24 protein-coding genes are annotated in these 24,962 nt (G+C 63.7%); 10 read left to right on the top strand and 14 right to left on the bottom strand.

The genetic code is table 11. The annotated features are described in order from the left end of the window. Positions 1 to 39: 39 nt before the first annotated feature. Positions 40 to 2,082: a glycogen debranching protein GlgX gene (glgX, locus tag QM797_RS00825; RefSeq protein ID WP_283273239.1), complete on the top strand. Its 2,043-nt coding sequence runs from the start codon at positions 40 to 42 to the stop codon at positions 2,080 to 2,082. On the opposite strand, the gene QM797_RS00830 is transcribed toward glgX, so the two are convergent. Continuing rightward, positions 2,013 to 3,479 (bottom strand): FAD-dependent oxidoreductase, encoded by a 1,467-nt coding sequence (locus tag QM797_RS00830; protein ID WP_283273240.1) that lies wholly within the window; start codon positions 3,477 to 3,479, stop codon positions 2,013 to 2,015. The genes glgX and QM797_RS00830 overlap by 70 nt on opposite strands. A 102-nt stretch (positions 3,480 to 3,581) precedes the next feature. Between QM797_RS00830 and QM797_RS00835 the strand changes: the two genes are divergently transcribed. Then, complete coding sequence (locus tag QM797_RS00835; RefSeq protein WP_283273241.1) at positions 3,582 to 4,142, top strand: TetR/AcrR family transcriptional regulator; 561 nt, start codon at positions 3,582 to 3,584, stop codon at positions 4,140 to 4,142. Between the two features lie 4 nt (positions 4,143 to 4,146). On the opposite strand, the gene QM797_RS00840 is transcribed toward QM797_RS00835, so the two are convergent. Genes QM797_RS00840 through QM797_RS00850 form a run of 3 tightly spaced genes read right to left on the bottom strand, consistent with a single transcriptional unit; the run spans position 4,147 to position 8,218 of the window. Then, a complete protein-coding gene (locus QM797_RS00840; RefSeq protein WP_283273242.1) occupies positions 4,147 to 5,853 on the bottom strand; it encodes a glycerol-3-phosphate dehydrogenase/oxidase in 1,707 nt (568 codons plus the stop codon). Beyond that, the gene (glpK, locus tag QM797_RS00845; protein ID WP_283273243.1) at positions 5,850 to 7,367 is read right to left on the bottom strand and encodes a glycerol kinase GlpK; all 1,518 of its coding nucleotides are present in this window, start codon (positions 7,365 to 7,367) and stop codon (positions 5,850 to 5,852) included. The genes QM797_RS00840 and glpK overlap by 4 nt, the downstream gene beginning before the upstream one ends. Beyond that, positions 7,364 to 8,218 (bottom strand): MIP/aquaporin family protein, encoded by an 855-nt coding sequence (locus QM797_RS00850; protein ID WP_283273245.1) that lies wholly within the window; start codon positions 8,216 to 8,218, stop codon positions 7,364 to 7,366. Before QM797_RS00850 ends, glpK begins: the two co-directional genes overlap by 4 nt. Before the next feature lie 122 nt (positions 8,219 to 8,340). Between QM797_RS00850 and QM797_RS00855 the strand changes: the two genes are divergently transcribed. The 3 genes from QM797_RS00855 (at position 8,341) to QM797_RS00865 (ending at position 11,313) form a co-directional block, all read left to right on the top strand. Further along, positions 8,341 to 9,324, top strand: a complete 984-nt coding sequence (locus tag QM797_RS00855) for a sugar-binding transcriptional regulator (RefSeq protein WP_283273246.1) — start codon at positions 8,341 to 8,343, stop codon at positions 9,322 to 9,324. Positions 9,325 to 9,558: 234 nt separating this feature from the next. Continuing rightward, a complete protein-coding gene (locus QM797_RS00860; protein ID WP_502942239.1) occupies positions 9,559 to 10,890 on the top strand; it encodes an MCE family protein in 1,332 nt (443 codons plus the stop codon). A gap of 66 nt (positions 10,891 to 10,956) precedes the next feature. Beyond that, entirely contained in the window at positions 10,957 to 11,313 is a 357-nt protein-coding gene (locus QM797_RS00865) for an STAS domain-containing protein (protein WP_283273247.1), read from the top strand. Here the strand turns inward: QM797_RS00865 and QM797_RS00870 are convergent. Together QM797_RS00870 and QM797_RS00875 are read right to left on the bottom strand one after the other, a co-directional pair. Continuing rightward, complete coding sequence (locus QM797_RS00870) at positions 11,290 to 12,438, bottom strand: PP2C family protein-serine/threonine phosphatase (protein ID WP_283273248.1); 1,149 nt, start codon at positions 12,436 to 12,438, stop codon at positions 11,290 to 11,292. The two genes, QM797_RS00865 and QM797_RS00870, sit on opposite strands and share 24 nt — an antisense overlap. Beyond that, the gene (locus tag QM797_RS00875) at positions 12,435 to 13,235 is read right to left on the bottom strand and encodes an alpha/beta fold hydrolase (protein ID WP_283273249.1); all 801 of its coding nucleotides are present in this window, start codon (positions 13,233 to 13,235) and stop codon (positions 12,435 to 12,437) included. The genes QM797_RS00870 and QM797_RS00875 overlap by 4 nt, the downstream gene beginning before the upstream one ends. Before the next feature lie 87 nt (positions 13,236 to 13,322). On the opposite strand from QM797_RS00875, the gene QM797_RS00880 reads away from it, so the two are divergent. Continuing rightward, complete coding sequence (locus QM797_RS00880) at positions 13,323 to 14,375, top strand: NAD(P)H-binding protein (RefSeq protein ID WP_283273250.1); 1,053 nt, start codon at positions 13,323 to 13,325, stop codon at positions 14,373 to 14,375. Here QM797_RS00880 and QM797_RS00885 read toward each other — a convergent pair. The 4 genes from QM797_RS00885 to QM797_RS00900 all read right to left on the bottom strand — a co-directional run bounded on the left by QM797_RS00885 (position 14,372) and on the right by QM797_RS00900 (position 17,827). Further along, the gene (locus QM797_RS00885; protein ID WP_283273252.1) at positions 14,372 to 15,856 is read right to left on the bottom strand and encodes an amidase; all 1,485 of its coding nucleotides are present in this window, start codon (positions 15,854 to 15,856) and stop codon (positions 14,372 to 14,374) included. The genes QM797_RS00880 and QM797_RS00885 overlap by 4 nt on opposite strands. A 43-nt stretch (positions 15,857 to 15,899) precedes the next feature. Next, positions 15,900 to 17,102, bottom strand: coding sequence for an MFS transporter (locus tag QM797_RS00890; RefSeq protein WP_283273253.1), 1,203 nt, complete (start codon positions 17,100 to 17,102; stop codon positions 15,900 to 15,902). A gap of 29 nt (positions 17,103 to 17,131) precedes the next feature. Further along, on the bottom strand, positions 17,132 to 17,446 hold the full coding sequence (locus tag QM797_RS00895; RefSeq protein ID WP_283273254.1) for a hypothetical protein: 315 nt from the start codon (positions 17,444 to 17,446) through the stop codon (positions 17,132 to 17,134). A gap of 126 nt (positions 17,447 to 17,572) precedes the next feature. Further along, complete coding sequence (locus tag QM797_RS00900; protein WP_283273255.1) at positions 17,573 to 17,827, bottom strand: helix-turn-helix domain-containing protein; 255 nt, start codon at positions 17,825 to 17,827, stop codon at positions 17,573 to 17,575. A gap of 47 nt (positions 17,828 to 17,874) precedes the next feature. Here QM797_RS00900 and QM797_RS00905 point away from each other — a divergent pair, with 47 nt between their 5' ends. Then, complete coding sequence (locus tag QM797_RS00905; RefSeq protein WP_283273256.1) at positions 17,875 to 18,738, top strand: RNA polymerase sigma-70 factor; 864 nt, start codon at positions 17,875 to 17,877, stop codon at positions 18,736 to 18,738. A 105-nt stretch (positions 18,739 to 18,843) separates the two neighbouring features. Continuing rightward, the gene (locus QM797_RS00910) at positions 18,844 to 19,584 is read left to right on the top strand and encodes an SDR family oxidoreductase (RefSeq protein ID WP_283273258.1); all 741 of its coding nucleotides are present in this window, start codon (positions 18,844 to 18,846) and stop codon (positions 19,582 to 19,584) included. 70 nt (positions 19,585 to 19,654) lie between these two features. Here the strand turns inward: QM797_RS00910 and QM797_RS00915 are convergent, their stop codons facing one another. The 3 genes from QM797_RS00915 to QM797_RS00925 form a co-directional block, all read right to left on the bottom strand. Next, positions 19,655 to 21,157: an AF_0692 family protein gene (locus QM797_RS00915; RefSeq protein ID WP_283273259.1), complete on the bottom strand. Its 1,503-nt coding sequence runs from the start codon at positions 21,155 to 21,157 to the stop codon at positions 19,655 to 19,657. A gap of 6 nt (positions 21,158 to 21,163) precedes the next feature. After that, positions 21,164 to 21,775, bottom strand: coding sequence for a TetR/AcrR family transcriptional regulator (locus QM797_RS00920; protein WP_283273260.1), 612 nt, complete (start codon positions 21,773 to 21,775; stop codon positions 21,164 to 21,166). 181 nt (positions 21,776 to 21,956) lie between these two features. Beyond that, positions 21,957 to 22,442, bottom strand: coding sequence for a TetR/AcrR family transcriptional regulator (locus QM797_RS00925; RefSeq protein ID WP_283273261.1), 486 nt, complete (start codon positions 22,440 to 22,442; stop codon positions 21,957 to 21,959). Between QM797_RS00925 and QM797_RS00930 the strand changes: the two genes are divergently transcribed. Continuing rightward, positions 22,434 to 23,459, top strand: a complete 1,026-nt coding sequence (locus QM797_RS00930) for a flavin-containing monooxygenase (RefSeq protein ID WP_283273262.1) — start codon at positions 22,434 to 22,436, stop codon at positions 23,457 to 23,459. The genes QM797_RS00925 and QM797_RS00930 overlap by 9 nt on opposite strands. Beyond that, positions 23,456 to 24,256: an SDR family NAD(P)-dependent oxidoreductase gene (locus QM797_RS00935; protein ID WP_283273263.1), complete on the top strand. Its 801-nt coding sequence runs from the start codon at positions 23,456 to 23,458 to the stop codon at positions 24,254 to 24,256. The genes QM797_RS00930 and QM797_RS00935 overlap by 4 nt, the downstream gene beginning before the upstream one ends. A 43-nt stretch (positions 24,257 to 24,299) precedes the next feature. On the opposite strand, the gene QM797_RS00940 is transcribed toward QM797_RS00935, so the two are convergent. Further along, a complete protein-coding gene (locus QM797_RS00940) occupies positions 24,300 to 24,953 on the bottom strand; it encodes a TetR/AcrR family transcriptional regulator (protein WP_283273264.1) in 654 nt (217 codons plus the stop codon). Positions 24,954 to 24,962: the final 9 nt, after the last annotated feature.

Below are 24,962 nucleotides of genomic sequence, written 5' to 3' on the forward strand. Positions count from 1 at the left end.
GGCGTTTCGCTCATCCCCCGTGGGGGTACTGGGGCGAGCATGCCCTCCTCATCAAGTCTCCCGTACCCCCTGGGCGTCTCGCGTCTGTCGAACGACGGTGCCAACCTTGCCGTCTACTCCGAAACAGCGGACTCGGTGTCCGTGGTCGTACTGAACGACGACGGGACAGAACGCAGCACGACACCGTTGACGCTTCGCACCGGTCATGTCTTCCACGATCTCGTGCCCGACGTCACGCCGGGAGCCCGCTACGGTCTCCGAGTCGACGGCCCATGGGACCCGGCATCAGGATTGCGGCACAATGCGGCGAAGTTGCTACTCGATCCGTATGCCACCGCCATCACCGGCCAGGTCGACTGGAACGAGTCGGTCTTCTCGCATCTACACGACGAGCCGGAGACCCGCAACGACGAGGACTCGGCTCCGTTCATGCCGTATTCCGTTGCGGTGCAGTCGAATTTCGATTGGTCCGGCGACGAGTCGCCGCGCACACCACTGGACAAGACGGTCGTCTACGAGGTGCATGTCAAGGGATTCACCGCCACCAATCCTGATGTACCCGAGGACATTCGGGGGACGTACGCCGGACTGGCGCACCCCGCCGCTATTGCTCATCTGAAGCGCATCGGGGTCACGGCAGTGGAGCTGCTGCCGATCCACCAGTTCGTCCAGGATTCGCATCTCCTGGAAGAGGGTCGACGCAATTACTGGGGATACAACTCCATCGGCTTCTTCGCCCCGCACAACGAATACAGCAGCAGCGGCGACACCGGCGGCCAGGTGGACGAGTTCAAGGCACTGGTCAAAGCCATGCACGACAACGACATCGAGGTCATTCTCGACGTCGTCTACAACCACACCGCCGAGGGCAACCACCTCGGACCGACCCTCTCGCTCAAGGGGATCGACAACGGCTCGCACTACCGACTGGTCGACGACGACCGAAGCGCGTACTACGACATCACCGGCACCGGCAACAGCCTCAACGTCGGCCACCCCGCCGCCCTGGCGCTGATCCTGGACTCGCTGCGGTACTGGGTGACGGAAATGCACGTCGACGGCTTCCGGTTCGACCTCGCGAGCACACTGACCCGTCAGGACTCGGACCTCGACGTGCACAGCGCTTTCCTGAGCATCGTGCATCAGGATCCGACGCTCGCTCCGGTCAAACTCATCGCCGAGCCGTGGGACACCCAGGGCTACCAGGTGGGCGGCTTCCCGGCTCGGTGGTCGGAGTGGAACGGCAAGTTCCGCGACGACGTTCGAGACTTCTGGCGCGGCGAGAGCGGCGCACTCCCGGCACTGGCGCAACGCGTCACCGGCAGCCCCGATGTCTACGAAAGCACCCGGCGCCCCACGTTGGCGAGCGTCAACTTCATCACCGCCCACGACGGTTTCACGCTGGCGGACCTGAACTCCTACGACGACAAGCACAACGAGGAAAACGGCGAAGACAGTCAGGACGGCGAATCCGACAATCGCTCGTGGGGTTGCGGCGCCGAGGGACCGACCGACGACGAGGGCGTCAATGCACTGCGCGCCCGCCAGCAGCGCAATCACCTGGCGACGCTGTTGCTCTCGGCCGGAGTACCGATGATCCTCGGCGGCGACGAGCTGGGCAGGACGCAGAACGGCAACAACAATGCCTACTGCCAGGACAACGAGGTCTCCTGGTTCGATTGGAGCGCAGCCGATCAGGAGCTCATCGACTTCACGACCCATCTGATTGCGCTTCGTGACGAGCACCCGGCACTACGCCCCACATGGTTCCGACACGACAGTGATTCGGAGGAAGAGGGAGCCGGGCCGGACACCGTCGACTTCTACCGCGCCGACGGCGAGAAGCTCTCCGACGAGGATTGGTCCGACGGCAATGCGCACAGCATCCTGGTGCTCATGCGCGCCGGCGAGGGCGATGCGTCGTTCGCGTGGATGGTCAATGCCTCACCCGGAACCGTCGACTTCACGTTGCCGAAGGGCACATGGACACAGTCGATTTCGAGTGATCCCGATCAGGCATACGAGGCGGGCGGTCCGTCGATCCTGATTCGTGAGCACTCGTTCACGTTGCTGCAGGGCTGACCGGTCCATCGGTCGAGAACCTTTTGCCACTCCTCCGATTCGGAGCGTCCGGCCCACGCGATGTAGCCGTCGGGCCGGACGAGGATGGCCGGGCCGTCATCGCTCCGGTGAGCAATATCCGTTCTTGGGCAGTCTTTCTCACCGATCAGAAGAAAGTCGTGCGCACGCAGCTCGTCGGTGACCGTGCCCTGGGCCAACGGGATTCGTACCGCGCGGGTCCCCACCAGGGCGTGCTCACCGCGCTTGTGCACATACGAGATCCCTACCCCCGAGAACATTCCCGCGATCTTGCCCACCGCGCGCTTGTTGCGGAGCATTCGAGCGGACACCACGTTACGTAGTGCCTGTGCGATCATCGAGCGCAGCAACAACATTCGGATGGTTACGCCACTACTGCGCAGCACCAGCTTTCCTACCGGATGCCGTTCGTCGTGGTAGGTGTCGAGGATCTTCTCGTCGGCACCGCCGAGGACGGCGGCAAGCTTCCAGCCGAGGTTCATCGCGTCCTGGATTCCGGTGTTCATGCCTTGCCCTCCTGCAGGCGAATGCACGTGTGCCGCATCGCCTGCCAGAAGCACCCGACCCACCCGGTAGCGTCGAACCTGCCGTTCGTCGCAGGAGAAGCGCGAACTCCATCGCACGTCGGTCCAGCCGTAGTCGGTTCCGACCGCGCGCCGCAGCACCTCACGAAGCCGAGACACGTCGAGCGGTGCATTCTCGTCCGCGTCGTCGGTGCCGTCCCATGCGATCACACGGAACCATCCGTCGCCGAAGGGAGCGACGAAGGCGAAGCAGTCCTTGCCTGCGTCGACGTTGATCAGACCGTTGGGCGGGTCGGTCAGCCGCACGTCCGCGAGCATGATCGACCGCAACAATTCCTTGCCGGGGAAGTCGAGTCCCATCGACGCGCGGACGACACTGTGCACCCCGTCGGTTCCGGCTACATACGACGCCGTCCATTCCTGCGCGCTGCCGTCGGCCGCGCTCCCACTCACCACGACTCCGTCTGCGTCCTGCTCGACACCGGTGACAGTCACCCCACGCAGAATCCGCGCACCGGATGCCCGCGCGTACTCCTCGAGTCGCCGGTCCACGTTGCACTGCGGTGTGATCAGCAGATACGGAAACTGCGACGGTAGTACTCCGAGGTCAAGGGACAGCCCGTTCCAGAGTTTCAATCCCGACGCATGCACTCCGGTGGTGAGCAGGTCCTCAGCCAGACCACGACTGTCGAGAACCTCCAGCGTGCGGGCATGCACTCCGAAAGCCCGCGACAGCGGTGACGGTGCATCGTGCTTCTCGAGCACGGTCACCGTCCGGCCGGCACGCGCGAGTTCCCCGGCCAGCATGCAGCCCGCGGGACCTGCACCGACGACGATCACGTCCGAATGGTTCATGACGGGCTCCCACTGTGAGTCAAGCTTGGTCAACGCTTGTTGACTTCTGACGATAGACCCACCGACAGCCGTGGTCAACGGCCGTTGACTTAGGCTGTCCAGATGGCCGAACGACAACCTCGATCCGCAGCCGCAACTCGAGCACGCATTCTCGACGCCGCCCGCGCTCAATTCGCTACCGACGGCTACGACCGCACCACCATGCGATCCGTCGCCGGCACTGCGGGCGTCGACGCAGCCATGGTCGTGCGGTACTTCGGGACCAAGGAGGCACTGTTCGTCGAAGCCGCCACGTTCGTGGTCGACATTCCGGACCTCAGCGGTGTTGCGTCCGAAGATCTCGCAGAAGTGTTGATGACCAGATTCTTTCAGATCTGGGAGGAGGACGGTACCTTCCTCGCCCTGCTCCGAGCCGCCGCCACCAACGCCGCAGCCGCAGCGGCGATGCAACAGGTGTTCGCGACCCAGGTTGCGCCCGCCCTGGCCGCCGTCACGGTCGACCGGCATGCGGAACGCGCTGCGCTCGTCGGAACCCAGGTACTCGGCCTGGCATTCGCTCGCTACATCCTTCAGGTTCCGCCACTGGCGGGGATGAGCCAGGAGCAGTTGGTTCGGTGGGTAGGGCCGACGCTGCGGCGCTACCTCACCGAACCACTCGACTGACTGCTCAGCTCACCCCGGCACGCACGTCCGGTGCCCCGAGTCGGGCTGCATCGGCAGTGTCGTCATCAGGCTGCTGCTGCGAATCCCGTTCTGCCAGAACACGAAGCCGATAGTGCTCGATCTCCTCGGCAACGTGCTGGTCGTCCCATCCCAGGATAGGTGCCACCAGCCGGGCCACCTCGTCGGCGGCCGCTTCACCACGATCGGGAACCTCGATGGAGATGCGGGTACGACGCGTCAGAATATCTTCGAGGTGCCGCGCGCCTTCATGACTCGCGGCATAGACGGCCTCGGCTTTCAGGTACTCCGGTGCACTCTCGAGAGGTTTGCCGAGCTCGGGATCGGCGTCGATGAGATCCAACAACTCACCCATCAGAGTGCCGTACCGACCCAGCAGATGCTCGACGCGTGAGACGCGCATCCCCGTGCGTTCGGCCGTGAGAGCACGGGAGTTGAACGCCCCGAGGTAACCGTCGGCACCGACGAGGGGAATGTCCTCGGTGACGCACTTCGGTACCGTCCGCTCGAGCCCGTGCACCGCGGCATCGACTGCATCCTTGGCCATCACGCGGTAGGTGGTGTACTTGCCACCCGCGATGACGGTCAGTCCGCGGACTGGGCTCGACACCGCATGCTCCCGGGAAAGGGTGCTGGTGGAATCGGATTCGCCGAACAACAACGGACGCAGACCTGCGTAGACCCCGACGACGTCGGTCCGGTCCAGCGGATCGGCCAGCAGCTTGTTCACATGTCCGAGGATGTAGTCGATGTCGCTCTGGCTCGCGGCCGGGTGAGCCAGATCGAGCTTCCAGTCGGTATCGGTGGTACCGATGATCCAGTGACTGCCCCACGGGATGACGAACAGCAGGCTCTTCTCGGTACGCGTGATGATTCCGGTGGCACTGTTGATGCGATTGCGTGGCACCACCAGGTGCACACCCTTGGACGCGCGAACCTGGAATTGTCCACGCCCACCGACCATCTGCTGAATCTCGTCGGTCCAGACACCCGCAGCATTGATGACCTGCTTGGCCCGCACCTCGAAGGAGCGGCCCGTTTCGAGGTCGCTCGCCACGACGCCGACAACCTTGTCGTCCTCTCTGAGGAACCCCGTGACGCGAGTGCTGTTGGCGCACAATGCACCATAGGCTGCCGCGGTGCGAGCGAGCATCATCGTGTGCCGTGCGTCGTCGACCTGACCCTCGTAGAACTTCACCGACCCGCGAATAGCCGAGCGCTTGCCGGACGGGAAGGACTCGAGAGTCTTCTTCTTGCCGAGATGCTTGTGGTGGCTCGGAACACCGCGTCCGGCACCCATGACGTCGTACACGCCGATGCCGAGCCCTACGTACGGACGGTCGATCACCTTCTCCAGCGGATAGATGAACGGCACCGGACGAGCGAGGTGCGGGCACAGCTTGTTCAGTACCAGCGAACGCTCCTTCAGCGCCTCGAACACCAACGCGAAGTTGAACTGTTCGAGATAGCGAAGACCGCCGTGGAAGAGCTTGCTGGAGCGGCTTGACGTACCGGCCGCGTAGTCACGCGCTTCGAGCAGGCCCACCTTCAACCCGCGGGTCACTGCGTCCAACGCTGTTCCCGCGCCGACGACGCCGCCGCCGATCACCAGGATGTCGAGCTCTTCCGACTCCATCCTCGCCAGCGCATCCGTGCGCGACTGCGGACTCAAAGCCGTTGTGGTGGAACTCATTCTTCATCAACCCAATCGAGAGTACGTGTTACTGCCTTCTTCCAGCCGGCGTACAACTTCGCCCGCTGGTCTTCGTCCATGGACGGGGTCCATGTCTTGTCCTCGGCCCAGTTCTGGCGAATATCGTCTTCGCTCTCCCAATAGCCTACGGCCAGCCCGGCGGCGTAAGCCGCTCCGAGAGCAGTGGTTTCGGCCACGACGGGCCGCACCACATCGACGTTAAGGATGTCGGACTGGAACTGCATCAGCAGCTCGTTGACGACCATTCCGCCGTCGACCTTGAGTACTTCGAGATCGACACCGGAGTCGGCGTTCATCGCCTCGATCACCTCACGCGTCTGATATGCGGTGGCTTCGAGGACGGCACGGGCCAGGTGGCCCTTGTTGACGAACCGCGTCAATCCCACGATGGCACCGCGGGCATCCGAGCGCCAGTGCGGAGCGAAGAGTCCGGAGAACGCGGGCACGAAGTACGCGCCGCCGTTGTCGTCCACCGAACGTGCGTCGGTCTCGATGTCCGCGGCGGAGGAGATCATTCCCAGGTTGTCGCGCAGCCACTGCACGAGCGAGCCCGTCACGGCGATGGAACCTTCGAGCGCGTACACCGTCGGCTGGTCGCCGATCTTGTAGCAGACCGTGGTCAGCAGGCCGTTCTTGCTCATGACCTTTTCGGTGCCGGTGTTGAGCAGCACGAAATTGCCTGTGCCGTAGGTGTTCTTGGCCTCACCTGGAGACAGGCAGGCCTGTCCGAAGGTGGCTGCCTGCTGATCGCCCAGGATGCCGGAGATCGGCACTCCACTGAACGGTCCGCGCTCACGACCGGTGCCGTACACCTCGGAGCTCGAGCGGATCTCGGGCATCATCGACATCGGGATGTCCATGTCGGCGCAAATGCTCTCGTCCCACTGCAGGGTGTCCAGGTCCATCAGCAGGGTGCGCGAGGCATTGGTCGGATCGGTGTAGTGCAACCCGCCGTCGACACCGCCGGTCATGTTCCACAGCACCCAGGTGTCCATGTTGCCGAAACACAGTTCTCCCGCTTCGGCTTTCGCCCGAGCACCGTCGACGTTGTCGAGGATCCACTTGATCTTCGGGCCGGAGAAGTAGGTGGCCAAGGGCAGTCCGGTCTTGGCGGTGTACTTGTTGGCGTCGCCGCCGCCCAGCGCCGTGGCGATGCGATCGGTACGGGTGTCCTGCCAGACGATGGCGTTGTAGATGGGCTTGCCCGTCTCGCGTTCCCACACGAGCGCCGTCTCACGCTGGTTGGTGATACCGACTGCGGCGATGTCCTCGCGCGTCAGGTCCGCTGCGGCCATGGCACCGGCCGCGACGGCGCGCACGTTGTCCCAGATCTCCGACGCGTCGTGCTCGACCCAGCCGGCCTGAGGAAAGATCTGCTTGTGTTCCTTCTGATCGACGGCGACGACGGTGCCCGCGTGATCGAAGATCATGCAGCGTGAAGACGTGGTTCCCTGATCGATCGCGGCGACGTACTTTCCTGCGAACTCGCTCATGGCTTTTCTCCTGTGGTCTGGGTGTCGGCTGGGAGTCGAGATGCTGTCTCGGGCGTCGAGCCCTCTTGTTTACGTAGGTTCTTCCCGATGAGCAGGTCGTACAGGAGTACTCCTATCGGTCCGCCTACGAGAGGTCCGACAATCGGGACCCAGAAGTAGAGGCCGCCGTATTGGTCTCGCCATGCTCCACCGTATCCGGTGATGTACGACGCCAGGCGAGGTCCGAAATCTCGGGCCGGATTGATCGCGTAGCCGGCATTGGTCGCCCAGGCGAAGCCGATGGCGACGACGATGAGGCCCACGATCAGCGGTGCCATATTGGCCATCGGTGCGGTTCCCATCGAATCGGTCACGGCCACAATGAGGAACAGCAGGATCGCAGTGCCGATGATCTGGTCGATCAGGGCCGAGGACACGCTGACCGGCAGAGTTCCGTTACCGGGAAGCGTGGAGAAGATGGTCTGGGTCGCCGTGGTGTGCCCTGGGTCCACCGCGTTGATCATGTCGTTGTAGTTCCAGCGCACCAGCAGCGCGGCCACGAAGGCACCTGCGGTCTGCGCGAGAATGTACGGGGCAACCATCTTCCAGCTGAATCCACGGAAGAGTGCGAACGTGATCGTGACCGCGGGGTTGAGGTGCGCGCCGGTTATGCGACCCGCGACGTAGATGCCGAACATCACGCCCAGCCCCCATGCCCAGGCAATCGAATCGTGGTCACCGAGACTTCCCGATTCACCCCCCGACACGACCTGCGCGACGACGCCGACGCCGAACAGAATGAGAATCATGGTTCCGGCGAACTCGGCAGCCATGTGCGCCGGCAGTCCCCATTCCGGTTCCTTACGAGCCATTGTGTAGCCTCCGCAAAGTTGGTGATGCACGCCACATTGCGTGCTGTTTGCCACGCTAGACGTCCTGCACTGCGTTGCACAGCTGATGCACATACGTGCAATTCGGTCGTACACTGGTGCCGGTGACGGACCCCGACATCACTCCCGAATCCGACCTGCGGACCGGCCACGCCACCCAGGCCGCCCGGCTGTATTACTTCCAGGACATGACGATGGCGGCGATCGGCCGTGAGCTGGGTGTCTCTCGTTCGACAGTCTCACGGCTGATCACCTTCGCGCGGGCGTCGGGACTGGTGGAAATCAAGATCTCGACACCGCTCGGGCAGGCACCGCGGATCGAGCGGGCGTTCGCCGATCTGTACGACATCCGTGCACACGTCGTCCCCGTCTCGGAGACGGTGGACGAATTGCAGCGCCTCGATCGTGTCGCCACGTTCGCCGGTCGACTGCTGACATCGTTCTTCGAGTCCGACATGGTGATGGGCGTTGCCTGGGGAACCACCGTCAGCGCCGTCAGCCGCAAGCTGGCACCCAAGAGAACCCACAACTCGACCGTCGTACAGCTCAACGGGGCAGCAAACACCCGCACCACCGGAGTCTCCTACGCAACCGACATCATCAAAACCTTCGCCGACGCCTACGGCGCTGTGGCACAGGGTTTTCCGGTTCCGGCATTCTTCGATTACCCCGAGACCCGCCGACACCTGTGGCGTGAACGCAGCATCAAGCGAGTACTCGAGCTGCAGGATCGGATGAACCTGGCCGTGTTCAGCATCGGCGTCATGAGCGGAGCCGTGCCGAGCCACGTGTACAGCGCCGGCTACCTCGAACCCGAGGACGGTGCCGAACTCCGACGTGACGGCGTCGTCGGCGACATCGCCACCGTGTTCCTACGCTCCGACGGCAGTTACGACCGCATAGCGTTGAACGACAGGTCCAGCGGGCCGAGCCTCGACCGACTCAAAGCCGTTCCGCGCCGGGTCGCGATCGTGGCCGGGGAATCCAAACTCGACGCTCTCACAGCGGCCCTGCGCGGTGGTCTGATCACCGATCTGGTGATCGACGACATCAGCGCCGCGAACCTGGTATTGCGCTCACGAATCTGAGGTCCTTCCAGCCGGATCGGAGAACCGATCACCCCTGCTGTCGGGTGCGCGCATCTGATCCGACCTGAATACGGGCACGCACTCGACAACACGGGCGCGCCCCGAACTGTGATCCACGCCTCACCTCCAAGCGCTCTGATAGGTGCATCTCGAATTGAGTCTCGGATCAGTAAGTGTGACGCGATGTACCACTAAAGTTCGCGGCATGGTTGACGCTCTCGATCCGTGCTTCCCGTGACCGGCACCCCCTTGCCGATGCAGAACCGGCTTCTCGGAATTGCACTCGTGGTCCTCATCGTCGTGTTCGTCGGGTGGAGCGTCACGTCGTACAACAAGACGTTCGAGGACGTCGTGACCGTCTCCCTGGAGACCGACAGCGTCGGCAACGCCCTCCCCCGCAATGCCGACGTCAAGGTGCGCGGCATGATCGTCGGCGAGGTCCGATCGGCGACGACAACCGATGGCGTCGTGACTTCCGAGTTGGCGATCCAGCCGGACATGGCCGAGATGATTCCGTCGAACGCCACCGCGCGGCTTCTCCCCAAGACACTGTTCGGCGAGCGGTACGTGTCGCTGATACTCCCGGACGGCGCACCGGCCTCGCCGATCGGTGAGGGCACTGTCCTCGAGCAAGATCGCAGCGGCAATGCCATCGAGGTGGGGCAGCTGCTCGACGGCCTGTTGCCGTTGCTCCAAGCCGTGCCGCCGCAGGACCTGTCGAACACTCTCGGTGCGTTGGCGCAGGGTCTGAGCGGTCGCGGCGAGGAACTCGGTCTCACCATCGACCGCCTGCAGAACATCTTCGCCGGGCTCAACACCGAACTTCCCGCGATCCAGCAGGATCTGCGCGGTCTCGCAGACTTCTCACAGACTTACTCCGATGCGGCCCCCGAGTTGATCAACGCGCTGGACAATCTGCGGACCACCGGCAACACCGTCGTCGAGAAGCGCCCGGCCCTCGAGACGCTCTACTCCTCGGTCACCTCGGCCGCGGGCACCACCGCAGATTTCCTCGACGCCAACTCCGCCGACGTCATCGGACTGGCCGCGAATTCGCGCGAGGCGCTCGAGGTGTTCGCCGAATTCTCGCCTGCTCTCGGCTGCACCGTCTCACAGTTCGCCGAGGGTGCCAGGCGCGGCAAGGTCCTGCTCGGCGACGGTGACGAGTATCCCGGCATCAACGTTTCGATGCCGCTGGTCAATCCGAAGGGGCGCTACCTGCCCAACCAGGACGAACCGAGACTGTTCGAGCAAAACCGAGGCCCGAGCTGCTACTCGTCCCTCGATCGCTATGCCGGCGAGTACTTCCCCCAGTATCCGGGCGGTTCACCCAACGACGGCTCGTACCAGGTGCCGACGAGGAACCCCGGCGAGCAGAACATTCCCGTCCTCCCAGCACCACAACTCTCCCCCGTGCCCGCCTCCTATGCAGGCTCGGTCACCGAGCAGCAGACCTTGGCGGTCATCTACGGCGGAGCCACAGGAATCGAGCCCGATGCTGTGCCGTCCTGGACGACGACGGTCGGAGCTCCCGCACTCAGAGGAACGCAGGTCACCTTCCAGTAGTCCCTACTGATTGAATGGTGCGCAACCCCGTCGACGAGCGCGGCGGGTAACGATTCAGGAGTACATATGTCTGCCGATACGAACGCCGGGTTCTCGATTCAATCCAGCAACGATGGCCGAGTAGCCGTCGTTGCGGTGTCCGGCGAACTCGATATCACCACCGCACCGGCTCTCGCCACCGCCATCCAAGGGCAGATCGAGTCCACGCCCTCGGCCTTGATCATCGATCTGTCCGCCGTCTCGTTCCTGGCCTCGGCCGCGATGACCGTGCTGGCAACGACGCAGCAAGATCACGGAGACACAGTGGCATTCTCGGTCGTCGCCGACGGACCGACCACCAGCCGTCCGATCAAACTGATGGGCCTGGACCAGGAATTCGCACTGCATGCCGACCTAGCGTCAGCGCGCGCTGCTCTCGACTGACGAGACTCCCAATGCCATGACCGCCGCGTCGTCGACCAGACCGTCGCCGAAGCTGTCGAGCAGTTTCCGCAAATGGTCGATCAGAACGGCCGGCGCTGCGGGAGCATGCTCGGACGCGAAATCCAGCAGTGCGCCGTCGTCGTCGTAACGACCTGTGTCCACCCGGGCCTCGGTGAGGCCGTCTGTGTAGAGCATCAGGGTGTCGCCGGGATCCAGCGTCACTGTGGCCGATACGAAGCGCGCGTTGCGGAGAATTCCCACCAGCTGGCCGCCGGTCATGAGTACGTAGTGCGCGCTGCCATCGGCCCGAATCACCAACGGCGGCGGATGGCCGCCACTGGCCATGCACACCTCGAATCCCTCGGCGCAGCGGCTGAGAACACCGAACACCGCCGTACAGAACTGCGCGTTGCTCTCGCGAAATTCTTGACGCAGAACCGAATCCAGGTTGTGCAGCACTGCCACCGGATCGTGGTCGTATACCGCAGCTGCGCGCAACGTGTACCGCGTCAGCGATGTGACGGCTGCGGCCGACGCGCCTTTTCCGCACACGTCGCCGAGGAAGAATCCCCACCGGTCGTCCGAGAGCGGAAACAGATCGTAGAAATCGCCGCCCACCTCGTCGCTCGACGCCGCATGGTAGTGAGCAGCTGCGGTCATTCCCGACGGCGGTAGCAGACTCGGCGGCAACAGCGACCGCTGCAGTGTTTTCGCGAGTAGTTCTGCCCGCGTGCGGGATTCGAGCAGTTCCCGCTCGTAGGTGCGTCGATCCCTGGCATCGAGCGCAGTGATACGGATCAGCACCGGCGTGCCGGACTCGTCGGTCTTGACGTTCGCGGTCATGAACACCGGTAGCCGACGACGATCCGACGTCACGAAATCCAACGCGATGCCGTCGAGCTGGCCGTACATCCGCAGAATGGGGCCGAAGTGCGTCTCGTAGTGAATGCGTCCACCAGCGGTGAGCAGCTCGGTGAAATCCATGCCGATCAACGCGTCGACGTCGAAACCGAGCCAACCCGCCAGCGTCGCGTTGAGTCTCGCGATCCGCATGTCGGGATAGACCGACAGGTAACCGCACGGCGCGTTCTCGTAGAGATCCTCTATGTCGAGTTCGTTGATCACGACGATCTCACGAAAGTCGCAATCGCCTCGGCGGTCTGCTCGGGTTCGGTGACGTGCGGGCAGTGGCCGCTCGCGTCGAGAGTCTTCAGGGTGCTGCCGGCAATGTGTTCGTGGACGTACCTGCCGACCTGAGGCGGGGCCAGCGAATCCCTGGCGCAGTCGACGATCATCGTGGGCAGGTTCACGCCTGCCAGATCAGCGCGATTGTCGGACAGGAAGGTGGTCCGGGCGAACACCCGTGCACACGCCGGGTCTGTTCGGCAGAAGCTCGCGGTCCACATGTTCTCCAGATCCGGCCGATCCGGTGCGTTCACCACGATCGGCGCCATCGCCGCGGACCAACCCAGATAGTTGCTGTCCAACGATTCGAGCAATTCATCGATGTCCTCGCGGCTGAACCCGCCACGGTAGTCACCATCGTCGATATAGCGCGGTGACGGCGTCAGGAGAAAGAGCTTGGAAAACCGCTCGGGAGCCGCCTGAACCGCAAGAACACCCATCATCGACGCCACCGAGTGACCGACGAACGTGACGTTGCGGAGGTCGAGTTCTTCGACGATCTCGACGATGTCCTGGGCGTAGGCGTCCAACGGCACGTACTTTTCAGCATCCCAGGCGGCCGAGTCCGACGCTCCTGACCCGACGTGATCGAAGAGCACGACACAAAAGTGTGCCGCCAGGATGTCGGTCACCGAACGCCACAGCGTCTGGTCGCAGCCGAACCCGTGAGCCAGCATCACCACGGGACCGTCGGCAGCCCCGACGACCCTGACGTTGTTCCTGGTTCGTGCGTTCACCCGCACAGTCTGTCATCTGTCGCCGACAGCGGGGAGTGAGACTGCTCCGACCGGGTATCGCATGTACCTACAGAAACGAGATTCATCATGCGAGTACTGGTCACCGGCGCAACCGGATACATCGGGTCTCGGCTGATCCCCGTGCTCCTCGAGCAGGGCCACGAGGTCCACGCAGCCATGCGTGACCCCGCGAAGAAGTCGCGCTTCGCATGGGGTGCCCAGGTCACCGCCGTACATTTCGACCTCGACGAGCACGAGACCTTCGACACCGCGACGGCAAATGTCGACGCCGTCGTCTACCTGGTGCACTCGATGGACGAGGGAGACTTCGTCGAGAAAGATCGCCACGCGGCACAGTCCATGGCCGCCGCAGCCGAACGCAACGGCCTGCAGCGGATCGTCTACCTCTCCGGTCTCATCCCCGACGACGACTCACCGTTGTCGGATCATCTGCGCTCACGACTACAGGTCGAGGAAACGTTCCTCGACAGCTCCGTCGACGCAACCGTGCTGCGCGCGGCCATCATCCTCGGCTCCGGATCGACGTCCTTCGAGTTGGTTCGACGCATGACCGAGCGACTGCCGCTCACTCCGATACCGACGTGGATGCGTAGGCAGGTGCAGCCCATCGCCGTCGTCGATGTGGTTGCCATCATCGCTCGCGCCCTCGGCGACACCGCCCGTCCCGGTTCCTTCGACATCGGGGGCACCGAAACGATGAGCTACCCGGAACTGCTGCAGGCGTACGGCAGCGTCGCCGGTCTGCGCCGCGCCCAGATTCCGGTCCCGCTGCTGCCGACCGGATTGGTGGGCCGCGCCGTCGCGATCATCACCGGTATGCCTCCGGGTACGGTGATCTCGTTGGTGGACAGCCTCACTCACGACATGGTGGTACGTCGGGGCAACGCCGCTACGGAGGTGTTCGCCGAACCCGATACGACGCCGATGAGCGTCCGAGAAGCCTTGCAGCGTTCCATCACAGTGGTAGCCGACGAGGGTACCGACGCCCACGCCGATCCCCAGGCGGCCGCCGACACCGATCCCGAGTGGGCCGGTGGCGTCGTCGACATCGTCGATGGGCAGGTGCGGCAACGGCCGTCGGGAATTTTGGGCAAGGCCCAATTGGGAGCGACTCGCTAGTCGAGGGCTTCGTAACGATGCGCCCAGGGTGCTGCACGTTCGATTTGCCCAGCAAGTTGGACGAGCAGCCCTTCTCCACCCAGAGGTGCGGTGAAGTGCGCGCCCATCGGGAGACCGTCCGGTGTCCAGTGCACGGGAAGCGAGAGCGCCGGACGTCCGGTGACGTTCGCCAACTGGGTGTACGGAATCCACGAGATGTTGTCGTCGATCATCTGATCGACGACTCCGGTGTACTTGAGGATCCCGGCGGTCTTGCTGCGCAACAACAACTCCGACGCCAATTGCAGCGGCTTCGCGAGCTCGAATGCGCCGATCTTCGGAGGTAGTTCCGCGAGAGTAGGTGTGAGCAGGAGATCGTAGGTCTCGAAGTACGTCGCCAGCGCACGAACGTGGACATGGCGGCCTTCCACCGCCTCCAGGTAGTCGACACCGCTGGCGGATCTGCCCAGCGCGGCCATGATTCGGGTATCACGCTCGAATGTGTCGTCGCCGCAACCGGTTCTGCGCTTGACTTCGTCCATCTCCCAGGCCAGGTAGGTAAACCAGGCCAGCAGAAATTCGCGATTGAGGCTCGTGTCGTCGTACGGCGAGGTGCCCAGAAGTTCGACGGTGTGGCCGAGGTCGGTCAAGATCGTCGCCGCCTGTTCCATCGCGGCAACAGCCTGCGCGTCCGGTGCTGGATTCACCGACGTGACCGAATACATGCCGATACGTAAAGGCTTGGGGTCCTTGTGCGTTCGAGACAGAAACGTGCCGTCCGGACGCGCAGGCAAATAACCGGACGTCGCCTCGCCGCCCGCCAGCACGTCGAGCATCGCTGCGGTGTCTCGTACCGACCGCGACACGACGCCCTGTACCGCGGCCCCGTGCATCGGCTCGCCAAACGTGGGGCCCGACGGTACTAGTCCGCGTCCCGGCTTGAGCCCGACGAGCCCACAGCACGACGCCGGAATCCGGATCGACCCGCCACCGTCGTTCGCTCCCGCTACCGGGACGATTCCGGCCGCGACCGCCGCGGCGGATCCACCCGACGAACCACCGGGAGTTCGGCTGTGGTCCCACGGATTTCGGGCCGGACCGAACACCGTCGGCTCGGTGATCCCCTTCGCGCCGAATTCTGGAGTGTTGGTCTTTCCGAAGATGACGAGGCCGGCATCGAGCCAGCGCTGCACCACTGTCGCGTGCTCGGGCATCGGCAGGTCCGTCAACGCACGCGATCCACTCGATGTGGGCAGCCCGGCATAATCCTGCGAGAGATCCTTGATCAGGAACGGCACTCCGGCGAACGGGCCTGCCAATGTCCCGGACGCCCGTCGCTCGGCTTCCTCACGCATCGGACGAACGATCGCGTTGAGAGCCGGGTTCACCGACTTCGCGTGTGTCGATGCGCAATCGAGTAGTTCACGGGGCGTGACCTCGCCGTTGGCCACCAATTCTGCCAGGCCCAGCCCGTCGTACTTCCGATACTCGTCGGTGCGCATACCGGCCACAGTATCCGAGAACACCTGCGCCGCGACTGCGAATTCAGTGTCGAGAGTTCGAACCCGGGAGTGGTCGCAGCGCTCCCATCACGAGCAGCGAACATGCGAGAAGACCCGCGACGACGAGCAACGCGTGGAGCACATCACCATGACCGCCGAGGAAACCGATCAGGGGCGGGCCACCCAGGAAGGCGAAGTACCCGATGGAGGCCACCACACTCACGCGCGCGGCCGCGGCTGCCGGTTCGTCGGCCGCCGCGCTCATTGCGACAGGGAAACCGAGCGACACGCCCGATCCCCACAGGAATGCGCCCAGAAAAGCCAGCGGCACAACAGGACTGAGCACGAACAGCAGCACTCCGACCACCGAGACGCCTGCCAAGCCTCGGAGTACCACGACTCGGCCGTAGCGATCGAGTAGTCCGTTACCGAACCACCGCACAGCGGTCATGGCGACCAGAAACGTGGTGAACGCGAGGGTTCCAGCCACGGCCGACGCGTCGTATCCGTCGATCAATGCGATGTTGAGCCAATCATTTCCGCTGCCCTCGGCAAACGCGAACGACAAGGCAACGACGCCGATCAGCAGGGTGCGCGGCTCCTTCCACCGAGCAAGGGCGTGCGGCCGCGTGGTACCAGGGGTCAGCTGTTCGGGTTCGGCATCGGATTCGTTCAGGAACTGGCGCACTCCCCAGGGAATGGTGCCGGCGATCAAGGCTGCGACCGTCAGCAGATGCACCGTGACCGAGATGTTCAGCGCCACCATCGCAGTGCCGATCAGCGCTCCCACCACAGTGCCGGCGCTGAAACCCGCGTGGAATCGCGGCATGATCGAGCGCCCGAGCCGACGTTCGGCCACCGCACCGTGGACGTTCATGGCGACATCCCATGCACCGTTCGCGAATCCGAGCACGAACAGTCCGATGAGCAACGGCACTACACCCACGAGATAGCCGGTGGCGATGATCGTAAGACCGACCGCGAGAACGAGAGACATCACGGTAACCGTGAGTCGAGACCCGAAGCGGTTGATGATGATTCCGGACATCGGCAGCGCGAGGAGGGATCCGACTGCGATGGCGAGCAACACGATTCCGAGTTGAGATGAGGTGAGTTCGAGGCGATCGCGCACCTGTGGGATCCGAGAAGCCCAACTGGCGAAGGCGAAGCCGGCACCGATGAACGCGATATAGGTCGCCCGCACCGCCACGGCCGTGCGCGCCGAGGCGGCGTCGATGTCAGACACTGTGAATTACCCTGTTCTCTCGCTGTTCTTCAAGGGTAACGAACGACAGGGTCGATGCCGCGGTGGCCGCCGAACTCGAAGTTATGGATGGATTCCGGGCAGATTCCGTCCATAACTTCGAGTTCGGCAGCGAAGTGTGTCAGAGCCCGATCGGCAGTCCGGCATAGTTCTCCGCCAGTCCCATGGCACTCGCCCTGACCGTGACCGTGACCGTGACCGTGACCGAGTCTGGTGCCCAACACGTCCCAGATTCGGTCGTCGGACCACGCATCGATCTCCGCGAGCACGCCGAGCCAGGAATACGGATACACCCGCTCCCAGGTGTTCCGGACGGCGTCGGGCATCGCAGCGCGACGCGGCCGCGAAAGTGACGTAGGGTTCGTCGGATTCGACGTCGTGCAAGGCCGTGTCGGAGAGGTCGTAGTAGATCTGCTTGCCGGCCTTCTCGCGTGCCGCCGCGAGATCCTTCGTTACCTCCGTTTGCCCGTACACCCACACAGTTTCGACAGCCGCCTACCGACGACGTAGCGGCCGTCCTCGGCGCGGACCAACGCACCCCACTCCACCAGTTCAAGAACCAGTCGATGCGCTGTAGCGATGGGCAGCTCTGCACCGTCGGCCAGTTCGGTCAACGTCAGCGCAGAGGCCTTCTCGTCGAACACGCCGACCAGGGCCAGCAGTCGCGCGGCCACAGAGACACCGGGATCCCGAGCGTTTCCTGCCACCGGAACGACGATAGTGTCCCCACAGGAGAGAGGGTGAGACCACGCCGATGAACGACGACGACACCGCCGCGTTCGAGCTGGCACGCCCGCGGCTGTTCGGGATCGCCTATCGCATGCTGGGTTGCGCCGCCGAGGCCGAGGATGTAGTGCAGGACGTGTGGCTGAAGTGGCACGCCACCGACCGGACAGCCGTCCGCAATTCGCTCGCTTTTCTCACCACCGTCACCACGCGCTCGGCCATCAACGTCACGCAGTCGGCGCGGGTACGGCGAGAGTCGTACATCGGCCCGTGGTTGCCCGAGCCGATCGATACCCGAGCGGATCCGGCGATGGGTGCAGCCAGTGATGCCGCCGTCGAGCTGGCTGTTCTGGTTGTCCTGGAACGACTTCCGGCGCGCGAGCGGGCCGCGTACGTTCTACGGGAGGCATTCGACTACCCATACGGCCAGATCGCCGACATAGTCGAGACAACCGAAACCAACGCGCGGCAACTGGTGACGCGTGCCCGCAGACATCTGGCCGATGCACGTCCGACACCTGTCGACTCCGACCACCATCATCGACTTCTCGACGCCTTCCTCGCTGCAGCCAAGGAGGGCGACCTGGCTGCTCTGGAGAAGATTCTAGCGCAGGACGTGGTCAGCCTTTCCGACGGCGGCGGCAAGGTCAACGCCGCTGCTCGCATCCCGGTCGCCGGACGCTCCCGCGTCGCGACATTCATCGCAGCGTTCTCTTCGCATTTCTGGACGGGTGCGACGACAACGTTCGCCGAGGTCAACGGCCGTGCAGCCGTCCTGATCACACGGGATGCGGCACTGTCGACGCTGCTGACGATCGATGCCTTCGAGGACGGAATCGGGACCGTCCTGCGGGTGATGAATCCGGAGAAGCTGAACGCGCTGTCGCGCTAGGTGTCACAGATCGGAACGCTGTCCTGTCAACACTCTGACCGGCGGCCGACAGAGGCGACCGGTTTGCTCCGTAGGTGCCCACCCTGCGGCGAAGAGAGGCTTCTCGTGAAGATCGTTGTCATCGGCGGAACCGGCCTCATCGGCTCCAAGGTCGTGGAGACTCTGACCGACCACGGCCACGAGGCGATTGCCGCGTCACCCAACTCAGGTGTGGACACACTGACCGGTGAAGGCCTGGCCGACGTCCTCGTCGGTGCCGACGTCGTGGTCGACGTGTCGAATTCACCGTCGTTCGAGGATGCGGCGGTGCTGGACTTCTTCATCCGTGCCACCACCAACATTCTCGCAGCCGAAGCGAGTGCGAGCGTGCAGCACCACGTCGCACTGTCGGTGGTCGGCACCGACCGACTTCCCGCCAGCGGTTACATGCGCGCAAAGGTGTCTCAGGAGAACTTGATTCGCGCATCGTCGATTCCGTACACCCTCGTGCACGCAACGCAGTTCTTCGAGTTCTTCTCCGCCATCGCACAGGGCGCAACGACGGGAGACGAAGTCCGGTTGAGCCCAGCCCTCGTCCAACCGATAGCAGCACAAGACGTATCGGCTGTAGTCGCTCGCGTCGCGATCGAGCCACCACGAAACGGAATGCTCGAAATCGGTGGCCCGGAAGCGTTCGGGCTCAACGAGTTCGTCGAACGCGGGCTGAAGGCGCGCGGCGACAGCAGAAGTGTCGTCCCAGATGAGCAGGCTCCGTACTTCGGCGCGCTGCTGCACGGCAGCGAGCTGGTACCCGGCGAGGGCGCGGAGCTCTCGAGTACCACCTTTGCCGCCTGGTTGGAGTCCTGATTCTCGCCGAACTCGAAGTTATGGATGGATTCCGGGCAGATTCCGTCCATAACTTCGAGTTCGGCGGCTGTCAGACTGTGGCGGCTCGGTCGACAGCTAGCTCGAGTCGAACACGTGCCCTGTCCCGATCGCTCAGCCGTCGATCGCCGAGGACCGTCAAACCCGCGGTCACCACGGCAATGACGACAAGGCTCAGCCGCTCGGTGGTCCCAGACCAGATCGCGATTCCGGCGACGGTGTGTCCGACCAAGGCACCGCCTACTACCGCGAGGGTGTGCCGCTGCGTCCATACCGTCGACTGTGCGCAATAGCGCAGTGCCGCAACCGCAACCGCTAGGACGGCCACAGCAGCCGTCATGGGGATCAGCACCTGTGCGCCATGGGTATGGGCCGGCTGCGACGATCCAAAGGTTCGGAAGGTCAGCCACATCACGGCGAGAGCGGTGGCGCAGGAGCCCAAATAGAACCACGGAAGTGCAACGAGCGGACGGTGCCACGATCGAGAAGCCCGTTTCGGAAGAATTCTCAGCGCAACGAACCCCAGGATCGATATGGCGACACCACAGCCCACTACGAAACCGATCGGGGCCTGATACCCGGGGTCCTGCGAGGGCGGCACGGTGAAGCGCAGTGCTGCAACACTTGCCACTACGGCCGAGGCGATCACCGCAGTCCCCCGAACACCGAGGTATGGGCGGCCGCGATGTTCGGGGAAGACCAATTCGGCCAAGACGATGGGCACCGCGACCGTGAAGACAGCGTGATACAGCACATTGGCTTCCCAGTACGTGACGTTGACTCCGAGGAATCGAACGCCCCAGTCTGCCGCCCCGTAGAGGTGCGGACTGGTGAGGGCTTGCAATCCGATTCCGTCTTCGGCGATCTCGAAAGCGATGCCGAGTAGCAGCACACTCGGCCACCCGCGTCCGGACCGAACGACCAGCTCGCGGATCAGCAGAACGCCGCACCCGTAGAACGGGGTCCACAGAACGATCAACCACGCCAACGTGATCGGGGTGGAACCGAAAGCCAGTTCGGCGACCACCGGGGTCGCTACAGCCAATAACAGCGCGGCCTTGGGATGCCCGGTTGCAACTTTTTTCTTGTAGCCGAACAGTTCCCGCACACTGGGGCGAATAGAGACGAAGAACGTCGCGACAACGGCGACCGCCTGCACCAGGTACAGCACGCACAACCACGTCGGATAGTCTCCGCCGACCGTGAGCCATCCGACCGAAAGCAGTTGAAGCACAGCAATGATCAACACACGGCGATAGCTTCGTCGTCGACCGGACCTCAAGCGTCGCACCAACAGTGGGAACAGCACAGCAATACCTGCAGCGGGCCCGGGGCGCGACCACAGCGTTGTCGAGAGGGTGTCGCGCATCGCGGCATAGCCGGCACCGGTCGGGTTCACACCGGCGAGCTGATAGGACAGGATCCGATCGTGAAAGATCCACGTGCACACCGCGGCGATCAGCCCGATCGCCATGTTGACGAACATGATTCGGACGAGTCGGTCGAGGGCAGGTGAGCTGCCTCTCGGTATGGTGTTCTCCGGGCGTTCGGGCATCGAGGATCAGCCTTTCGTGGCACGGCGGAAGGTCGCCACCAGTTCGTCGGCATAGTGCTCCAGGTCCAGGTCCGGATGCGTCCGCAGCAGAAAGGCGATGCCGTCGAGTGAGCGCTGAATGGTGGCGGCCATGATCGACGTATCGAACTCGGTGAACTCGCCGGCGTTCTGACCATCGGTCAGAATCTGCTGGATCGGCGACATCGCGGCCGACTCCTCGGCGGGTCCGTAGGAGGCCCACCCGCCTTCCGGGTGATGCTCGAGAAAGATGCTCATCAGCGCCTGCATGGACGATCCGTGTGCAGAGTTCAGAGCCACCGTAGCTCTGATGGCGCTCTCCAGAGCGTCGCCGGCCGAGTCGAACGGGCCTGCCGACCTACCGGACATGAAGCTTCGGACGGTCGCCAAGACACTGTCGACCACTGCCTCGATGAGCTCGTCGCGACCGGCGAAGTGGTAGGAGATGGTCCTCGTCGACTTGATCCCTGCGCGTAAGGCTATGGCGTGGAACGTGGCTGCGCGATACCCCTCGGAGGCGATCACCTCGATGGTGGCGGAGACGATCTGTTCGCGTCGCGCCCGGTTGGTGACCGTCTGCTGCTCCGATGGTACTTGCATGAGTAATAAAGTACTCGTGCAAGTACATATGTCAATGCATCTCTTGCACTCGGGTTGCGTCACCGCCGCTGATCGACTTCTCCGATCGCAGTCCGGCACGCTCGAGAATTTCGTCCCAGTGGATCTCGGCCTCGGCCTCACCCATGCCGGTGGCCGCGATTCGCTCGTAGTCGTCGCCTAACTACTCCTCGCGGTGGTCACCGCTGACCAGCAATGGCACGATGCTGCGGTGCGCGAAAACGAGCAAGTCGTCGTACGTCTCGAGGGCAGCGCCGGCAGCAGGCGTCAACAGAATCGAATGCACGACGCGGACAACAACTTCCGGGGCATCGGGTATTGCGAAGCGCTCCAAGTCCACTTCTCCTCGAGCGATATGCGCGGCCGCGTCTATCGCGGACGCGAGCAAAGTCGACGCATTGGTCGTCAACTGTTCGAGCACCAACGCACTCTCGGAATCGAACATCTTGAGCAGAATGGGGTTGGTTCGCACCGAATCGATTGTCGTCGCGAATCCGTGCGCGGCTCGATCCGCCCGTGACGACTGTTCGGCAGCCGCTGCCGCCACCGCAACGAACAGCCTCGTCGATTCACGCGCCATGACCGCCCGCACTAGCTCGTCCTTGGAGCCGTCGCAGGACTGGAATCGTTCTCGGGCTCGGTGTTCCATTCCGCGAACTGGGACCAAGACTATTGCGTGAAGGGTCGACGCCTCGCCATCATCGGCACCGGTGCATCGGCGGTGCAGTTCGTCCCGCGTCTGGCCCCCGAGGCCGGGCATCTCACGTTGTTCCAGCGGACACCGACATGGATTCTTCCGCATCCAGACAGGCCCATCTCCGAATCCGGCAGATCCGTGTTCGAGAAGTTCCCACCGGCTCAGCGCGCCATGCGTCGCATTTTCGATTTGTTCCAGGAAGCATTGCTGCCGGGATTGATTCGGCACCGTTCTCTGTTGGCCCCACTGACCGCACTCGGGCGCGCGCACCTGCGTCGTCAGGTGAAGGATCCGATTCTTCGCGAGAAGCTCACGCCCTCCTATGCATTCGGTTGCAAACGGCCGACCTTCTCCAATAAGTTCTACCCCGCTCTGTGCCGGGAGAACGTCACTGTCGAGACCACTGGCATCGACGCGATCGTGCCCGAGGGAATCGTCACGACCGACGGAACGGTGCACGAGGTAGATGCGATCGTTCTCGGAACCGGCTTCACCGTCGCCGGCCACTCGGGCTTTCGACGCATCGTCGGGCGAGGCGGAACGTCGTTGGCGGACACATGGAAGGGCGGCGAGATGTCGTCCTATCGCGGGACCACGGTGCACGGTTTTCCGAACTTCTTCATGCTGCTCGGACCCAATTCGGTGGTGTACACCTCGCAGGTCGTCACCATCGAAGCACAGGTGAACTACATCCTGGCGGCCCTGCACGCCATGGACTCTCAAGCGATTTGGGTACTCGAAGTGAGTAAGCGAGCGCAGACCGAATTCGCCGATCACACCGACGCGCAACTGGCAGGGTCGGTGTGGAACTCGGGCGGATGCAGCAGCTACTACCTGAGCCCCTCGGGCCGAAACGTCACCTACTGGCCGGGTTCGGTCCGCAACTTTTCTCGGCGGATGTCGACCATCGAACTCGGTCACTATCACTGCCGAAGTGCGGCTGTCGACGCCACGAAGGAGTCTGTATGAACAACCGTATGGACCTCACCGACAAGGTCGCATTGGTGACGGGTGGGGCACGCGGCATCGGAGCTGCGACCGTGGCGGCACTGCTGTCCGCGGGAGTCCGAGTAGCGTTGGTGGATCGAGACTTTCCACCCGGGACGGCCGGTTCCGAGCGTGCACTCCAGCTCACCGGCGACGTCACCGATCCGGCAGCGATGGTGGACTGCGTCGCGGCAACGATCGAAAAGTTCGGACGCCTCGACATCGTGATCGCCAATGCCGGAATCACGCCGCCGCCTGCCACCATCAGGACCATCGACCGTGCGGTCTTCGACTCGGTGCTGGCCGTGAACTTCGGCGGCGTCCTCAACATCGTGCGGGCCGCTGCCGACGAGATCGTGGCGAGCGGCGGCCACATACTGCTCGTATCGTCCTGTGCTGCATTCACTCCCGGCATGGGCGGGTCTGCATACATGGCGAGCAAGGCTGCCGTGGAACAGCTGGGACGCGCTCTGCGTATCGAATTCGCTGCCGTCGGCGCGTCCGCCGGTCTCGCGTACTTCGGAGTGGTGGACACCGACCTGGCGCGTCACACCCTCGACGACGACCCGATCGGTCAGCGAATCGGCGGTTTGCTTCCGTGGCCACTCAGCCGATGCATTACATCTCGGCGCGCCGCGGAGTTGCTCGTGCGCGCGGCCCGCACCCGTCGGGCGCGACTCATCGCCCCTGCTGTGTGGACGCCGTACTTCTGGTTCCGCGGAATACTCAACCCGATTCTGGAACGTCGGCTCGTCCGCGACCGCCCAGATGATCCGTGATCTGGAATCGACTTGCGCACACTGACATTCGTTCGATAGTGCGCTATTCGGTCTCGTCCCCCACGCTCGGGACATCACTCATCGGCGGCAGCGGGCGCGAGCACAGGTCCTGAGCGTCGCCGTCGGACACTCCCAGCGCGAGCAGCACGGTGTACGCCATCCGGTCCACGGCCTCGGAGTCGTCACGGTCGGGTTGCTCGAGCAGTAGCTGGCCAAGACCGAGCAGAGCACCTGCCACCAAAGCCAGGGACAGCTGTATGTCCTCGACTCGGAAATACCCTGCATCGATTCCGGCCACGATGTCTCTCGCCGCACGTGGACCCAGGCCGTGCTGCGACGTGATCAACTCGGGACCGGAGTGGATGAGTACCCGGCTCAGTTCCGGTTGCAGCCGAAAGATTCGGCCGGAAATTCGGAACGATCGAGTGAATGCCTCGGCGGGATCTGCCTCGGCGTCGGTCAACGAGTCCAGGTAGCGTCCCAGCTGTTCCAAAGCACCGTCGACCGCCGACTGGAACAGCTGCTCGCGGCTGACGAAGTGGTTGTAGAAGGAACCCATCCCCACGTCGGCTGCCTGGGTGATCTCCGCGATCGGAGCATTCAGCTCGCCCCGAGCGATGAAGCCTTGCGCCGCCGCAATCAGCGCGCCACGGGTGCGCGCCTTCCGCCGCTCGAGGCGATTCTGGGTCTCCACCATGTTCCCTAC

Source organism: Rhodococcus sp. IEGM 1381, assembly GCF_030056795.1.
Taxonomy (GTDB): domain Bacteria; phylum Actinomycetota; class Actinomycetes; order Mycobacteriales; family Mycobacteriaceae; genus Rhodococcoides.

Excerpts from the sequence above, each read along its gene's own strand:
- QM797_RS00880 (WP_283273250.1), top strand. The coding sequence starts at position 13,323 with ATGCGAGTACTGGTCACCGGCGCAACCGGATACATCGGGTCTCGGCTG.
- QM797_RS00850 (WP_283273245.1), bottom strand. The coding sequence starts at position 8,218 with ATGGCTCGTAAGGAACCGGAATGGGGACTGCCGGCGCACATGGCTGCC.
- QM797_RS00885 (WP_283273252.1), bottom strand. The coding sequence starts at position 15,856 with ATGCGCACCGACGAGTATCGGAAGTACGACGGGCTGGGCCTGGCAGAA.
- glpK (WP_283273243.1), bottom strand. The coding sequence starts at position 7,367 with ATGAGCGAGTTCGCAGGAAAGTACGTCGCCGCGATCGATCAGGGAACC.
- QM797_RS00895 (WP_283273254.1), bottom strand. The coding sequence starts at position 17,446 with ATGCCCGACGCCGTCCGGAACACCTGGGAGCGGGTGTATCCGTATTCC.
- QM797_RS00925 (WP_283273261.1), bottom strand. The coding sequence starts at position 22,442 with ATGGAACACCGAGCCCGAGAACGATTCCAGTCCTGCGACGGCTCCAAG.
- QM797_RS00940 (WP_283273264.1), bottom strand. The coding sequence starts at position 24,953 with ATGGTGGAGACCCAGAATCGCCTCGAGCGGCGGAAGGCGCGCACCCGT.
- QM797_RS00840 (WP_283273242.1), bottom strand. The coding sequence starts at position 5,853 with ATGAGTTCCACCACAACGGCTTTGAGTCCGCAGTCGCGCACGGATGCG.
- QM797_RS00865 (WP_283273247.1), top strand. The coding sequence starts at position 10,957 with ATGTCTGCCGATACGAACGCCGGGTTCTCGATTCAATCCAGCAACGAT.
- QM797_RS00920 (WP_283273260.1), bottom strand. The coding sequence starts at position 21,775 with ATGCAAGTACCATCGGAGCAGCAGACGGTCACCAACCGGGCGCGACGC.
- QM797_RS00905 (WP_283273256.1), top strand. The coding sequence starts at position 17,875 with ATGAACGACGACGACACCGCCGCGTTCGAGCTGGCACGCCCGCGGCTG.
- QM797_RS00915 (WP_283273259.1), bottom strand. The coding sequence starts at position 21,157 with ATGCCCGAACGCCCGGAGAACACCATACCGAGAGGCAGCTCACCTGCC.
- glgX (WP_283273239.1), top strand. The coding sequence starts at position 40 with ATGCCCTCCTCATCAAGTCTCCCGTACCCCCTGGGCGTCTCGCGTCTG.
- QM797_RS00935 (WP_283273263.1), top strand. The coding sequence starts at position 23,456 with ATGAACAACCGTATGGACCTCACCGACAAGGTCGCATTGGTGACGGGT.
- QM797_RS00835 (WP_283273241.1), top strand. The coding sequence starts at position 3,582 with ATGGCCGAACGACAACCTCGATCCGCAGCCGCAACTCGAGCACGCATT.
- QM797_RS00830 (WP_283273240.1), bottom strand. The coding sequence starts at position 3,479 with ATGAACCATTCGGACGTGATCGTCGTCGGTGCAGGTCCCGCGGGCTGC.